Annotated in this window: 10 protein-coding genes; 2 read left to right on the top strand and 8 right to left on the bottom strand. The window is 61.5% G+C overall.

What is annotated here, in order from left to right; all coding sequences use genetic code 11:
• The 6 genes from ACYZT5_RS06365 to ACYZT5_RS06340 all read right to left on the bottom strand — a co-directional run bounded on the left by ACYZT5_RS06365 (nt 1) and on the right by ACYZT5_RS06340 (nt 7,574).
• Entirely contained in the window at nt 1-876 is an 876-nt protein-coding gene (locus ACYZT5_RS06365) for an ABC transporter permease (RefSeq protein ID WP_056743943.1), read from the bottom strand.
• Nucleotides 873-1,829 (bottom strand): ABC transporter permease, encoded by a 957-nt coding sequence (locus tag ACYZT5_RS06360; RefSeq protein WP_462050315.1) that lies wholly within the window; start codon nt 1,827-1,829, stop codon nt 873-875. Before ACYZT5_RS06360 ends, ACYZT5_RS06365 begins: the two co-directional genes overlap by 4 nt.
• 45 nt (nt 1,830-1,874) lie before the next feature.
• On the bottom strand, nt 1,875-3,512 hold the full coding sequence (locus ACYZT5_RS06355; RefSeq protein WP_462050314.1) for an ABC transporter substrate-binding protein: 1,638 nt from the start codon (nt 3,510-3,512) through the stop codon (nt 1,875-1,877).
• A 94-nt stretch (nt 3,513-3,606) separates the two neighbouring features.
• Complete coding sequence (locus ACYZT5_RS06350; RefSeq protein ID WP_462050313.1) at nt 3,607-4,881, bottom strand: NAD(P)/FAD-dependent oxidoreductase; 1,275 nt, start codon at nt 4,879-4,881, stop codon at nt 3,607-3,609.
• Nucleotides 4,882-4,937: 56 nt separating this feature from the next.
• Nucleotides 4,938-5,606 (bottom strand): haloacid dehalogenase type II, encoded by a 669-nt coding sequence (locus ACYZT5_RS06345; protein ID WP_462050311.1) that lies wholly within the window; start codon nt 5,604-5,606, stop codon nt 4,938-4,940.
• 495 nt (nt 5,607-6,101) lie between these two features.
• Nucleotides 6,102-7,574: an aldehyde dehydrogenase family protein gene (locus tag ACYZT5_RS06340; RefSeq protein ID WP_462050310.1), complete on the bottom strand. Its 1,473-nt coding sequence runs from the start codon at nt 7,572-7,574 to the stop codon at nt 6,102-6,104.
• A 242-nt stretch (nt 7,575-7,816) separates the two neighbouring features.
• Here ACYZT5_RS06340 and ACYZT5_RS06335 point away from each other — a divergent pair, with 242 nt between their 5' ends.
• Together ACYZT5_RS06335 and ACYZT5_RS06330 are read left to right on the top strand one after the other, a co-directional pair.
• Nucleotides 7,817-8,674: a GNAT family N-acetyltransferase gene (locus ACYZT5_RS06335; RefSeq protein WP_462050309.1), complete on the top strand. Its 858-nt coding sequence runs from the start codon at nt 7,817-7,819 to the stop codon at nt 8,672-8,674.
• A 40-nt stretch (nt 8,675-8,714) separates the two neighbouring features.
• Nucleotides 8,715-9,428 carry a cupin domain-containing protein gene (locus ACYZT5_RS06330; RefSeq protein ID WP_462050308.1) on the top strand — a complete coding sequence of 238 codons (714 nt, stop codon included), beginning with the start codon at nt 8,715-8,717 and terminating at the stop codon, nt 9,426-9,428.
• A 15-nt stretch (nt 9,429-9,443) separates the two neighbouring features.
• Here ACYZT5_RS06330 and ACYZT5_RS06325 read toward each other — a convergent pair whose 3' ends face one another.
• Both ACYZT5_RS06325 and metC read right to left on the bottom strand, forming a co-directional pair.
• Entirely contained in the window at nt 9,444-10,670 is a 1,227-nt protein-coding gene (locus ACYZT5_RS06325; RefSeq protein WP_462050307.1) for an RtcB family protein, read from the bottom strand.
• Between the two features lie 683 nt (nt 10,671-11,353).
• Nucleotides 11,354-14,107: a cystathionine beta-lyase gene (gene metC, locus ACYZT5_RS06320; protein ID WP_462050306.1), complete on the bottom strand. Its 2,754-nt coding sequence runs from the start codon at nt 14,105-14,107 to the stop codon at nt 11,354-11,356.
• Between the last annotated feature and the right edge of the window lie 11 nt (nt 14,108-14,118).

The raw sequence follows: 14,118 nt of genomic DNA, 5'->3' as shown, positions 1-14,118 counted from the left end.
TCAATGACCTCCCGTACGTCGACTACGTCGCGAAGACAGGCGGTCGATAAACAGATTCACACCGATGGTCAGGGTGCCAATGGCCAGGGCCGGAATCACGATGGCGGGCGCGCCCTGGTTGAGGCCGCCGATGTTTTCGCGCACCAGGGAGCCGAGGTCGGCATCTGGCGGTTGCACGCCCAGACCGAGGAAGCTCATGCCGCTAAGCAGCAGCACGATGAAACCAAAACGCAGCCCCAAGTCCGTCAGTACCGGGTTGAGCATGTTGGGCAGGATTTCCACACACGCGATGTACAGCCGGCGTTCTCCACGGGTGCGGGCCACTTGCACGTATTCCAGGGCTTCGATGTTGACCGCCATGCTGCGGGCAATGCGGAACGCGCCCGGCGTGAAACTCAGCACCGCCGTGCAGATCAGCAAGGTGACCGACGAGCCGAAGGCCGAGACCATGATCAACGCCAGCATCTTGCTCGGGATCGAGATAAAGGCATCCATCAAGCGACTGATCACCTCGTCCAGCCACTTCGGCGACACCACCGACAGCAGCGCGCAACTGGTGCCCAGACCGCTGGCCAACACCGCCGCCACCAGCGCCAGGCCGACGGTGAAGCGTGCGCCGACGAGGATGCGGCTGAGCATGTCGCGACCCAGGTAATCGGTACCAAACGGGTAAACGGCGCTGATGCTGTCAAAGACATTGTCAGAGACCACTTCGCCCACCGGGTGCGGTGCCAACCAGGGGCCGAAAATCGCCACCAACAACCAGATAACGCACATCGCAGCCCCGATCAGACCCAGCCAGGCCGGGCCATGAGACACCTTGCCAACCGACAGGTCGGGGGTCGCAGGCGTCGATTTCACAATGAGATTGTTCATTGGTTTCTCAGCCTCGGATTGGACAGAATCGCGCACAGGTCGGCAATCAGCACCAACCCCAGGTACGCCGTGCAAAACAGCATGGTGCAGGCCTGGACCAGCGCCATGTCGCGGTTGGTCACCGCATCGACCATCAGGCTGGCGATGCCGGGGTAGTTGAAGATCGTCTCGACGATCACCACCCCACCCAACAGGTAGGAAAGACTCAGGGCGACGGCATTGGCGATCGGCCCGATGGCATTGGGCAAGGCATGGCGCAGCACGATGCGCATCGGGCTCACGCCTTTGAGCCGGGCCATTTCCACGTAGGGGCTGTCCAGTTGATCGATCACCGCCGCCCGGGTCATGCGGGCCATTTGCGCGACAATCACGCAGCACAGCGTCATCACCGGCAAGGCGTAAGTGCGCATGAATTGCCAAGGCGAGGTGATGTCACTGGCGTACGACAGCGCCGACAACCAACCCAGGTTCACCGCAAAAATCAGCACCGCCAGGGTCGCCACCAGAAACTCCGGCACGGCAACCATGGCCAGGGTGAAAAAGCTCAGGAAGCTGTCGATGCGCCCACCGCGTCCCATCGCTGAACCGATGCCCAGAATCAACGCCACCGGCACTGACACCAGCGCCGTGGCGGCCGCCAGCATCAACGTGTTGGGCACCCGCCCGGCCATCAACTCGCTGACCGGCATGGCGTTGGAGACGGAGAGTCCCATGTCGCCGCTCAGCAGGTTCATCAACCAGTGCAGGTAACGCAACACACCGGGCTGATCCAGCCCCAGTTTCAGGCGCAAGGCCGCCACCTGTTCCGGCGTGGCGAACTGCCCGAGCGATTGTTGCGCCGCGTCCCCCGGCAGTACCGCCGTGATCGCAAACACGACCATGGACACGATCAACAAAGTCACGATCGCGGCGCCCAGACGCCGGCCGATCAACCACAGTGTGTTGCTATTCATCGCCTACCCTCCTGCACTGTCCCTGACGTACCAACCGACCACCCATCAAGCGTCCAGCCAGACCTGCTCGGCGAACATGTAGCCCATGAAACCGCCCAGCGGATTGCTGCCGTAGCCTTTGATGCGCTGGTCGACACCGTCGATATTGCTGATGAACACCGGCACGCCGATACCGCTGTGGTCATGCACCAGGGTTTGCATGTCGGCGTACATTTTGCTGCGCTTGGCGTCGTCGGTTTCACCGCGGGCGAGCATCAGCAACTGATCGAACTGATCGTTCTGCCAACCCGATTCGTTCCAGGGCGCTTTCGACTGGAAGAACTGCGAGAACATCACGTCGGCGTTTGGCCGCGGGTTGATGTTGCCGAAGCTCAGCGGGTGCTTCATCCAGTGGTTGGACCAGTAGCCGTCGCTCGGCAGGCGGTTGACGTCGAGCTTGAGCCCGGCCTGTTTCGCCGACTGTTGCAACAGCACCGCGATGTCCACCGAACCGGTGGCGGCCGGCGATGCGACGAGTGGCATGGTGATGCTTTCCATGCCGGCCTTCTTCAGCAGGAATTTGGCTTTTTCCGGGTCGTAGACTCTTTGCGGCAGGTCGGCGTTGTAGTAACGCGAACCGGGAGAAATCGGATGGTCGTTACCGACCACGGCAAAGCCGCGGAACACTGCGGATTTGACCTGTTCACGGTCAAGCAGGTACTTCATTGCCTGAGTGAACTCCGCGCTTTTGCCCGGCATCTGGTCCTGGCGGATGATCAAGTCAGTGTAGTTGCCCGATGGCGCATCGACGACCCGGTGATTGGCGCTGGCCTTGATGCGCGTGGTCGAGCGCGGGTTGACCTCGTTGATCATGTGCACGTCGCCCGACAACAGCGCGTTGACCCGCGACGGTTCGTCGGCAATGGCGATGAATTCGATCTCGTCCAGGTACGGCAGGCCCGGTTTCCAGTAGCCGGTATTGCGCGCGGCAATCGAGCGCACGCCCGGCTTGAATTCCTTGACCTTGAATGGCCCGGTGCCGATGCCCTGGTTGAAGTCGGTGGTGCCTTCAGGAACGATCAGCAGGTGCGACACGGCAAGGATCGACGGCAGCTCGGCGTTCGGTGCACTCAGGCGGATCTGCACTTCGTTGGTGCCCGTAGCCTTGATCTCTGCGAACTGCTCCATAAGCGGCATGACCTTGGAACCGGTCAGCGGATCCTTGTGCCGCGACAGCGAGTACACCACGTCGGCGGCGCTCAGGGTCTTGCCGTTGTGGAAGGTCACGTCCTTGCGCAGGGTGATGGTCCACAGCGTGGCATCGGTGTTATCGATGCGCTCGGCCAGTTCCAGTTGAGGCACCAGATGACTGTCGAAACGGGTCAGGCCGTTGTAGAACATGAAGTGGCGCACGTAGTCGGTGGACAGCGCGCCTTTGGCCGGGTCCAGCGTATCGGCGGTGGAACTGGACATGCCGGCGACACGAATCCGCCCGCCTGGCTTGCCTTTGCCGGGGGTTGCAGCTTCTTCGGCGAAGAGCTTGCCGGCAGCGCCGAACAGGCTGCCGGCACCGGCGGCGGCCACACCGGCCACGCCGAGCATTTGCAGGGCGTGACGGCGCGACATGCCACGATTAAGGCCTTCGAAGACTCGCAGGCTGTCCTGGCCGGAAATCAGGGGTGAGTCGATCTTGTTGTCAGTCATATCAGTTGTACCTGTCGAAGATGAGAAGGCTCGAGTGTTCCGGTTAACCGGAACGTCCTGGAAACGCAAACGACGGTGACGCCACAACATCAACTCAATGCAAATAATCCTGGAATCGGTAATAGGCGCCCACAAACGGCAGGAACCACGGTTTGCCGAAATGCCCGGGAATCGCCGGCCATTCGAGTTCACGCCAAGGGTTGGCTTCGACGTTGCCGGCCATGACATCGGCCATGACCTGGCCCATGTGCACCGACATCTGCACCCCGTGGCCGCTGTAGCCCATGGAGTGATAAACCCCGCCGTGCTGACCTGCCCGAGGCAGGCGGTCTGAAGTCATGTCCACCAGACCGCCCCAGCAGTAGTCGATTTTCACCTCAGCCAACTGCGGGAACATCTGCACCATCGCCGCTTGCAGCACCTTGCCGCTCTTGGCGTCGTTCACGCTGTCCGACATGGCGAACCGCGCACGCCCGCCAAACAGCAGGCGGTTGTCCGGGGTGAGGCGGAAGTAGTTACCAATCATGCGGCTGGTGACATAGGCGCGTCGGCCGGGCAACAGTTGGTCGATCAACGATTGCGGGAGCACTTCGGTGGCGATTACAAAACTGCCCACCGGTACGATCCGCCGCCGATACCAGCCCAAACCACCGTGCTGACAGGCGCCCGTGGCCAGCAGAACCTGACCGGCGTGCAGCGATCCCTTGCTGGTGTTGACCTGATAACCGCCGGCGCGGGCCTTCCAGTCCGTCACCGAGGTGCCTTGATGGATCAACGCACCCTGACGGGCTGCCGCTTCGGCCAAACCGACACCGAAGCGCCCGACATGCATCTGCACGCCGTTGCGCTGCAGCAAGCCACCGTGGAACTGAGCCGAATTGACTTCCGCGCGGGTCTGCTCGGCAGTCAGCAATTCGACGTCGGCATCGACTTCCTTGCGAATCAGTTCGCAGGTCCGCGCCAGGCCTTCGTAGTGCATCGGCTTGGCGGCCAGTTTGAGCTTGCCGTTGCGGATCAGGTCGCAGGCGATCTGCTCCTGCTCCACTAATGAAACGACACTCTGCACCGCGCTTTCGTAAGCCTGGTAATAAGCCCGTGCCTTGTCGGCGCCGAGAGAGGCACTGAGGCCGGCGTAATCCTGGGCCACCCCGGTGTTGCACTGACCACCGTTGCGCCCCGAGGCTTCACCGATCACTCTTCCGGCCTCCAGCACCACCACACTGGCGCCCTTCAAGGCCAACGCCCGGGCCGCCGCCAGGCCGGTGAAACCACCACCGACGATGGCCACGTCGACCTGCCCGGGCAAAGCGCCGAGCTGAGCACCGCTGAACGCCGGTGCGGTGTCGAGCCAGTAGGATTCACTGCCCATGTCTAACCCGCCTATACCAAAAAGACTGCCTTAAAGAATGCCGTTGCCGTTACGACTCAGAGACCGACCAGTGCGGCCAGCCCGCCGATATCGGTGATCTGCTGGTAGCCGTAGAAGGCATTGGCCGGGACTTCATGCCCACGGGCGACGAAGGCCTTGTTCTTGATTTTCATGTCGTGGGCCGGCATCAGGTCGTAACGGAAGCTGGAAGACACATGCAAGATGTCTTCCGGGCCGCAGTTGAGGTTGTCGAGCATGTACTCGAACGCGGCCAGACGCGGCTTGTAGGCCTGGGCCTGCTCGGCGGTGAAGACTTTGTGGAACGGCGCGCCGAGCTTGTCGACATTGGACATGATCTGGCTGTTGCTGGCATTGGAGAAAATCACCAGCGGGATCTTGTCGGCGATCTTCGATAGGCCGGCCGGCACATCAGGGTGCGGGCCCCAGGTCGGCACGGCGTCGTAATACAGCTGACCTTCGTCACGGTATTCGATTCCCCAGCGTTTGCAGGTCCGCGCCAGTGCGGTTTTGAGGATCTCGTCATACGGCATCCAGTCACCCATGACCTGGTCCAGGCGGTAGGCCGAGAAGTCCTTGACGAACTGATCCATTTGCTCGGGCTTCACGCGATCGGCGAACAGTTCGCGAGTCATCGTGCCCATGTGGAAATTGGTCAGCGTACCGTAGCAGTCGAACGTAATGAATTTGGGGCGAAGAAAGCTCATTGAGTGCGGTCCTGAAGTTCGTTGAGGTCATGGCGTGACAAGCATTGCTCCGTTACCGAAGCTGTGATGCAACGCTGCAGCACACCGTCATTACAACACTGTGAAATCAGCAGATGGCGTTAAAAGCGACCTTCGCTCGATACAAACCACCGTTTTAGCGCCCACCCTCAGCAGACTTTGCGGCGCGCACAAGCCTTGGGCAAACCCCGTATTTGTGCGCTCTTATGGGCCTTTATAGCCCTGCAAGGGCCGATCGTGCACGGATCAACCGCAGAACCTGCGCCGTGCTGAACGAAAACGGGCGCTTCCTTGCGGAAGCGCCCGTTTGGGTGCGGATTGAAACTTCACTTCCGATCGTTCCCACGCTCTGCGTGGGAATGCCTCAAGGGACGCTCCGCGTTCCAGCCTCTCCGCTGGCGTTACGCCTGACACCGTTGTGACGCGGAGCGTCACGGGCTGCATTCCCACGCAGAGCGTAGGAACGATCAGTGGGTGTTACTGGACGATGTCGATCAGCACACTCTTGAAGCGTAAATTGGCTTCAAACGCTTCACGCCCCAGATCCTTGCCGATGCCGGAGCGTTTGTAGCCGCCGGTCGGCAGGATGTAATCGTTACTGCGTCCGTAACGGTTAACCCACACCGTCCCCGCCTCCAGCCGCCGGACCAGACGCAGGGCGCGATTGATATCGGCGGTGTGTACGCCCGCCGCCAAGCCGTAGGTGGCGTGTGCAGCCAGGCTCAGCGCCTGCTCTTCATCATCGAATGCCTGCACCGTCAGCACCGGACCGAAGATTTCTTCGCAGACGGCCGGGTTCGCATTGTCCAGCCCAACCAGCAAGGTCGGCTGGTAATAAGCGCCGCCCAGACCTTCAAACAATCCGCCGCCGGTCAGCACTTCAGCGCCGGCCTGACGCGAGCGCTGGACAATGCCGTCGATGCGGCTGGCTTGCAGTCGGGAGATGATCGGCGACAACGTGCTCTCGTCTGACCAGGTCGGCCCCGGGCGCAGCTCCTCGAAATACGCCTGCAAATGCGCAATAAAGGGCTGCATGATCGAGCGCTGGATCAACAACCGCGAACCGGACACGCACACCTGGCCGGCATTGCCGGTGATGGCCAGCGCCACGGTGCGCGCGGTTTTTGCGATGTCCGGTACATCATCGAACACCAATTGCGGACTCTTGCCCCCCAACTCCAGCGTCACCGGTTTCGGCCCCACCAACGCGCAAGTCGACATGATGCTCGACCCCGTCTCCGTGGACCCGGTGAACGTCACCTTGGCCACGCGCGGATGGCGACACAGCGCGTCACCGGTAATGCGGCCATCGCCCTGGATGACGTTGAAGATTCCCGCCGGAATGCCCGCCTGCAGTGCCAGCTCGGCAAAGCGCAAGCTGGAGAACGGCGTCAGCTCCGAAGGTTTGAGCACCACGGCATTACCGGCTGCCAACGCCGGGGCAACTTTCCAGGAAGCCATGCTCAAGGGAAAATTCCACGGTGCGATGGCGGCAATGACGCCGTAGGGTTCGGCGATCTGCATGCCCAGTCGGTCGGTTTGGGTCGCCGCAACGTGGCCGCCATGCTTGTCCGCCAGTTCGGCGAAGAAGCGAATGCCTTCGGCGACATAGGGAATATCCCAGGCGATCACATCTTTATGAGGACGCGTCGAGCCCACGGCTTCCAGCGGTGCCAGGATGGCGGCGTCCGCCTCGATCAGATCGGCCCAGCGGCGCATCACCCGCGCCCGCTCCCGGGGTGGACGGCTAGCCCAATCGCTACGGTTAAACGCCTGCCAGGCATCCGTGACGGCTTCATCCACCAGGTCGGCATCGGCGATTGGCAACTGAGCATAGACCTGACCGTCAGAGGGTCGCACCACCTCAAGCCCGGGTTGTGCATCGCGGTATTGACCCGCAATGAAGTGAGCGCTGCGCACAGCGATTAGGCGGGGATCGAAGCTATCCATGGAGCACTCCAAAAAAGGGACGACGCGTCGTGAACGCAGGTCTCCATCGTAGAAAAAAAGCCCTGGCATTTGCTGCCGACCTTGCTGTGCATTTAAGTAGTAAGTGTGGTCTGCCGGCCTCGGGCTTGCGGAATCTGCCGAATGCTCCAGCCCCCCTTGTCAGGCCTTCACACAGATGGGATACAGGCACCATCGCGCTGGAAAACCGGCCGCTCGCGCACACTGTCCAACGGAGACTCGCCATGTCCGCATTGCAACAACCTGCTTATGTCTATCGGCCGATGACGGCTGCCGACCTGCCCTCGGCCCATGCCTTGTCCGTGCAGTTGAAGTGGCCCCATCGCCTGGACGACTGGGCCATGCTGCAACGGGTCAGCGACGGCTTTGTGGTGCTGGATGGCGAACGTCTGATCGGCACGGCATTCGCCTGCCCCCAGGGTGGCTTCACCACCATTGGCCTGGTGATCGTCAGTGATGACTATCAAGGCAAGGGCATCGGCCGCAAGTTAATGGAGCAGGCTCTGGATGCCTGCCAGGCACGCACCCCGATGCTCAACGCCACATTGGCCGGCGCACCGCTTTACGCCAGCCAGGGCTTTGTCGAATTCGGCCGGATTCAGCAGCATCAGGGCAACGCCAATTCACCTGCCGCCGAAGCACTGGCCGACGGCGAGCATTGCCGTGCACTGAACGCGGCGGATCAGGCCCGCGTACTGGCTTTGGCCAATGCCGGCAGCGGGTTTGATCGCGAAGCGGTGCTCGCCGAGCTGTTTGATGTGGTCGAGCATTCGATGGGAATCGAACGCGACGACCAGATAGTTGCCTTCGCCTTGCTGCGCCCCTTCGGCCGTGGTCGTTGCATTGGCCCGGTGGTGGCCGAAAACCTCGAACAAGCCAAACACTTGATCGCCGTTTTGCTGGCACAAGTACCGGACGCCTTCGTGCGCATCGACATTCCGGCAGACAGCGGCCTGGCCGAATGGCTGGAGTCAGCAGGTTTGAAGCAGATCGATACCGTGGCGCAAATGGCCAAGGGCGCGCCGCCGCAAACAGCCAATGGAGTTCAGCAGTTCGCTGTGGTGACTCAAGCCATTGGCTGATCGCTATCCCCACCGTCCTTTTTTATGGAGCGTCACTCGTATGTCTGAACCTACCGTTCTGCTGTTGGCTCGCGCCGATGGCAGCCGCGTTGCCACGTCTTTCACAGTGGCGCCCTTGAGTGCTTTCGATCCGTTCAAGGACGGTCGTCAAGTGGCCTACAACGGCCCGGATGGCGTGTCAGCGGGCATCGTGCACACCAGCGGAACGCTCGATTGCGATGACTTTCCACACACCGAAGTGATCGTGGTCCACGCCGGTCACGTCGTGCTGCAATCCGAGGCGCAGACGCTGGAACTGGGTGTCGGTGCCAGCGCCGTGATCGGTCGCGGCACAGCGCTGCGACTCCAGGCTCAAGCTGATACGTGCTGGGCCTTTTGTGCCGTCACCAACCCCACCGCACCGCCGACACCCGGGCTGACCGCGCTCGACCCGTTGGACATGCTCTCGCCATCGGCCGCACCAGAACCGCAGATTCTGATTGGGCCGGCGCCGCAGTGCCGGTCACACAATGCCTTCGAAGACGACGCCACCCACCTGCGCGTCGGCGTTTGGGATTCGACACCGTATGAACGTCACGGCCGGCCCCACAAACTCCATGAACTGATGAACCTGATCGAAGGCAGTGTCACCCTGCTGACGCCTGATGGAGCGAGTGTGGAGGTCAACGCCGGCGACAGTGTGTTTGTGCCGCTAGGTGCTTCGTGCGCATGGAAAAGTACGCGGTATGTGCGCAAGTTTTACGCGGTGAAGTAGTGGAAGGCATTGTTCCTATCCTTTTACGCACACCACCTGACGCAAGGTATGCAGCACTTCCACCAGCTCGCGCTGGGCGTGCATGACGTGGTCGATGTCCTTGTAGGCCATCGGAATTTCATCGATGACGGCAGCATCCTTGCGGCACTCCACGTGGGCGGTGGCACGGATCTGATCTTCGACGGTAAACAGGCTTTTGGCTTTGGTGCGACTCATGGTGCGGCCCGCGCCGTGGCTGCAGGAGCAGAATGAATCCTCGTTACCCAACCCGCGGACGATGAAGCTTTTTGCCCCCATCGATCCCGGAATAATCCCCAACTCGCCCTTCTTGGCCGATACCGCGCCTTTGCGGGTGACCAGAATATCTGCACCAAAATGCCGCTCTTTTTGCACGTAGTTGTGGTGGCAGTTCACCGCTTCCAGCGCAGCCTCGAAGGGCTTGCTGATCACTTTTCGGGTTGCCTGAATCACCGCTTGCATCATCAATGCACGGTTCTGCCTGGCGAAGTCCTGGGCCCAGCCGACTGCTTCGACGTAGTCATCGAAGTGCCGGCTGCCCTCTTTAAAGTAAGCCAGGTCACGGTCCGGCAGATTGGCGAGGTGCTGACGCATGTCCGCCTGAGCCATTTGAATGAACAGGTTGCCAATCGCATTACCGACGCCACGGGAACCGCTGTGCAGCATGAACCAGACCCGGTTGGTTTCATCCAGGCACACCTCGATGAAGTGGTTCCCGCTGCCCAGCGTGCCCAAGTGCCCACGGTTATTGGTGCTGGCGAGTTTCGGGTACTTGTCGGTGATCGCCTTGAACCGTGGGTCCAGTGCCGCCCAGGCCCGGTCCGCCTGATGCGGAATGCTGTCCCAGGCGCCCTTGTCCCGACCGCCGCGTCCACTGGTGCGGCCATGGGGCACCGCTTTCTCGATCGCACAGCGCAGGCCATGCAGGTTGTCCGGTAAATCGCTGGCAGTCAGCGACGTGCAGGCTGCGATCATCCCGCAACCAATATCCACCCCAACGGCGGCCGGAATGATCGCGCCGACCGTGGGAATCACACTGCCGATGGTCGAGCCCTTGCCCAGGTGTACATCGGGCATCACGGCCAGATGCTTGAAGATGAACGGCATCTTCGCGGTGTTCATCAATTGCTGTTTGGCTTCGTTTTCTACCGGGACGCCCTCGGCCCAGAGTTTGATCGGTTTGCCGTTGGCGACTTCCAGCAGTTGGTAAGTATGTGCTTGCATGATTTCGATTCTTTTCTATTGGCCGATTGTTCGGCGTTGCTCTGGCGCCTGAGGTGAAAAAGATCGGTGCAATTGCATCGCCGGTCGCCTGTTGAGAAAGGTATAGCAGCCGACGCTCCCGTTTTGATTTTCCTACTTCGCGGAAAAAAGGGGACAACTTTTTAACAGCCGCCGACACTTTTCTTCTGTCAGCACCGATAACAGAAACGCCGCTCAGTGAGCGTAATGCTGTTCACTTAGGCTCGGTGTTTCCAGGCAAACACATGCGTAGCGGGGGGGCGGATCAACGTTGATAGAGTCGCCGATGGAGGTAGCCACAGGTTGACGGAGAGGCTCAGGGCGTGAGGGGGCGTGCACCGCAAAAGCCAACGCGAGGCGGCCTACCGGCCGGCCTGTTTCCTCAACGCCTGCGCGTATTGATCGTTCCCACGCTCCGCGTGGGAATGCCGCCGGGGACGCTCCGCGTTCCGCTGTCGACACAAGGCTCGAGTCTTGCGCAGGAGTGACGCGGAGCGTCACGGGATGCATTCCCACGCAGAGCGTGGGAACGATCAGTGGGTGAGCGCTGAGTATTGTTGATCTTGCTTTGGCTTTTGATTTTGATCTGTTGCCCCTCCCCCGGTGTCAGAGGCCGAACGCAGGCGTTGCGCAGGGGGCACCCTTTCAGCTGTTGGCGGTGGAACCTAGTTATCCGCACCCGCAAACCCGCGCTGCAGGTCCTCAATCAACGCCTCGACATCCTCAAGCCCGATATGCAACCGCAGCACCGGATTCAATGACCGATCCGCAGCACTGTCGCGGTCGGTGGTATCGGCGACGGTGACCAGGCTTTCGTAGCCGCCCCAGGAAGCGCCCAGCCCAAACAACTGGAGACCATCGATGAAACGCTCAACGTAAGTCGGGTCTGCATCACGCAGCTCGAAGGACAGCAAACCGTTGCTGCCATTGAAATCGCGCTGCCACAGGGCGTGACCGGGATGATCGGGTAACGCTGGATGGAACACCCGTTTCACCTGCGGTTGCGCTTGCAGCCAATGAGCGATTTCCAGGGCCTGGCGCTCGTGCACTGCCAGTCGCGGCGCCAGGGTTCGCGCGCCACGCAGCACCAGGTAGGCGTCGTCGGGGCTGACGGTGGCGCCAAAAGTGTCGCTCATGGACGCCAGCGGCTGCCAGACTTCTTTGCGCGTGCAGACGCTGCCCATGACCACGTCGCTGTGGCCGCACAGGTACTTGGTCAACGCCATGATCGAGATGTCCGCGCCCAAGGTCAGCGGTCGGTACAGGTAACCCGAGCCCCAGGTGTTGTCGACGGCCAAGAGGATGCCTCGCGGTTTGCACAGGGCGGCGATGGCCGGCAAGTCGCAGAGTTCATACAGCAAGGAGCCCGGCACTTCGGTGTAGACCATTTTGGTGTTGGCTTGCAGTTGCGCTTGCAGGCTGCTGCCGTCAGGCGCGAAGTAGCTGACTTGAATGCCGAACGGCCCAAGAAACTCCCGGGCCAGACGTCGCACGGGCGCGTAGACCGCGTCGCTGATCACTACGTGATCGCCGGGCCGCAGGTAAGCCAGGAAGGTCTGCGCTACCGCCGCCAGCCCGGTGCCGAACAAGCGGGTGCGGTAACCGCCTTCCAGCTCTGTCACCAGATCTTCCAGGGCGAAGGCCGTCGGATTGCCTCGAGCGCCATAGCTCAAGACGCGCTCGCTATCACGCCGAGCACGGGCGTCGCGCATTTGCGCCAGGTTATCGAACAGCACCGTGCTCAATCGCGTGACCGGCACGTTGACCGCCCGAGCGCCATTGCCCTGTTCGGTACGCGCCGAATGAACCAGACGCGTCCGCACCCGGGCATCGCGGGGCGCTGTGACGCGCAGCGGCTTGAGACTGGCGATCTCGTCGTCGCTCATCTGCGCCAACAAACCGATTTCCCAAGCCAGGTACTGACGCGCCGCCTCCTTGTTGCCGGCGTGACGGTCGTGGGTGAAGAACAGAAAATCGATGCATTGATCATCGGGCGGTGTATTGGCCGTTTCCTGCACGACAAGGCCTGCCGCACGCCAGGCACCAAGTCCACCGTCCAGCAGCCGGACGTGCAGACGCTGGGCTTCGGGCAATTCCAGCGCCGCGAAAGCAGCCAGCCGCGGATCATCGGCGACCAACACCAGTGGCCGTTGCTCACCGGCCACTTCAGACGCCAGCAACGAGCGAATCGACCAGCGCGACCCGGCGATATGCCCCTTGCGCCAGGTCATGCTCGCACGCACGTCAATCAGGGCGACCGTGTCATCCTTCAGTGCATCGGCCAAGGCCCGTGCGGTGATCAATGGCAGCGCCTCGTGAGCAATAACCTCAAGCGCAGGCAACGCCAGATCGCTGCTCACACCGTCCGCCAGTACATAGGCCTCATGCCCCAACTGCCGCAACCAACTGGCAACAATCGGTGCGCGCACGCCATCACTGTCGAGCAGCACCAACCGCGCCTGGCGCACGCCGACATACAGATCGGTGGATTGAATCAACTGCCCGCCCGGTGTGTGTTGAGCGCCCGGCAGACTGCCCGCGGCAAACTCCTCGGCGGTGCGCACATCGCACAAAAACAGGCTGCGACTGGCCTCCTTGGCCCATTGCTCGACCTGCACAGCCTCAACGGTCTTCACGCCAGCCCGATCCGCCAGTTGCGCAGCAGCGAGTCGTTGTCCTGGCAACGGGCCAGACGACACCTCCTCGGCGTAACGTCGGGTGCTGCCATGCTCCAACTGAAAATCTTCCAGATACCAACCCTGGGTTCCGTTTTCCAACGCGTAGATCGGATTTTTCAAGCCCAGATTGATCAACGTCTGGGCACCGATAATGCTGCGGGTCCGACCGGCACAATTAACCACGATCGGCGTGCTGTCGTCCGGCACCAGATCGTGGACGCGATAACCCAGCTCGCCGTTCGGGCAGCACACCGAGCCGGGAATGGTCATCTTGCGGTACTCATCGAACGGGCGACCGTCGAGCACCACCAGCGGCTCGCCCCGGCGTTGCCATTCGGCCAATTGCTGCGCGGTGACATGCGGCGTATGGCTGGCCTCTTCGACCAATTCACCAAAGGCCTTTGAGGGCACATGCACGCCGGCAAACAGCTGAAAACCGGCAGCCTGCCAGCCATCGGCACCGCCGCCAAGAACATGCACCTGGCCATACCCGAGCGCCTGCAGACGCTGAGCAGAACGTGCAGCGACATCCCCGCCGTCCTGGTCATAAATCACCAGCCGAACCTGGGGATTCGGCGCCAGACGCCGGACCTCCAGCTCCAGACGGCTATAGGGCAAATTCACCCCGAAAAACAGGTGGGCTTCGCCATATTGGCCGTGCTCGCGCACGTCAAACAGGGCAATTTCCTGCCCGTCGAACAGCCACTGCTGCAGTTGCCCTGGAGTTATGGTCTGGCTCATGAGAGTCCCGT

It is taken from the genome of Pseudomonas sp. LB3P14, assembly GCF_054898045.1.
Note: the sequence above shows the minus strand (reverse complement) of the source record. Positions and strands in the feature narration are given on the sequence as shown.

Coding starts and splice junctions, on each gene's coding strand:
- ACYZT5_RS06355 (WP_462050314.1), bottom strand. CDS start 3,512: ATGACTGACAACAAGATCGACTCACCCCTGATTTCCGGCCAGGACAGC.
- ACYZT5_RS06345 (WP_462050311.1), bottom strand. CDS start 5,606: ATGAGCTTTCTTCGCCCCAAATTCATTACGTTCGACTGCTACGGTACG.
- ACYZT5_RS06350 (WP_462050313.1), bottom strand. CDS start 4,881: ATGGGCAGTGAATCCTACTGGCTCGACACCGCACCGGCGTTCAGCGGT.
- ACYZT5_RS06360 (WP_462050315.1), bottom strand. CDS start 1,829: ATGAATAGCAACACACTGTGGTTGATCGGCCGGCGTCTGGGCGCCGCG.
- ACYZT5_RS06365 (WP_056743943.1), bottom strand. CDS start 876: ATGAACAATCTCATTGTGAAATCGACGCCTGCGACCCCCGACCTGTCG.
- ACYZT5_RS06340 (WP_462050310.1), bottom strand. CDS start 7,574: ATGGATAGCTTCGATCCCCGCCTAATCGCTGTGCGCAGCGCTCACTTC.
- ACYZT5_RS06335 (WP_462050309.1), top strand. CDS start 7,817: ATGTCCGCATTGCAACAACCTGCTTATGTCTATCGGCCGATGACGGCT.
- metC (WP_462050306.1), bottom strand. CDS start 14,107: ATGAGCCAGACCATAACTCCAGGGCAACTGCAGCAGTGGCTGTTCGAC.
- ACYZT5_RS06330 (WP_462050308.1), top strand. CDS start 8,715: ATGTCTGAACCTACCGTTCTGCTGTTGGCTCGCGCCGATGGCAGCCGC.
- ACYZT5_RS06325 (WP_462050307.1), bottom strand. CDS start 10,670: ATGCAAGCACATACTTACCAACTGCTGGAAGTCGCCAACGGCAAACCG.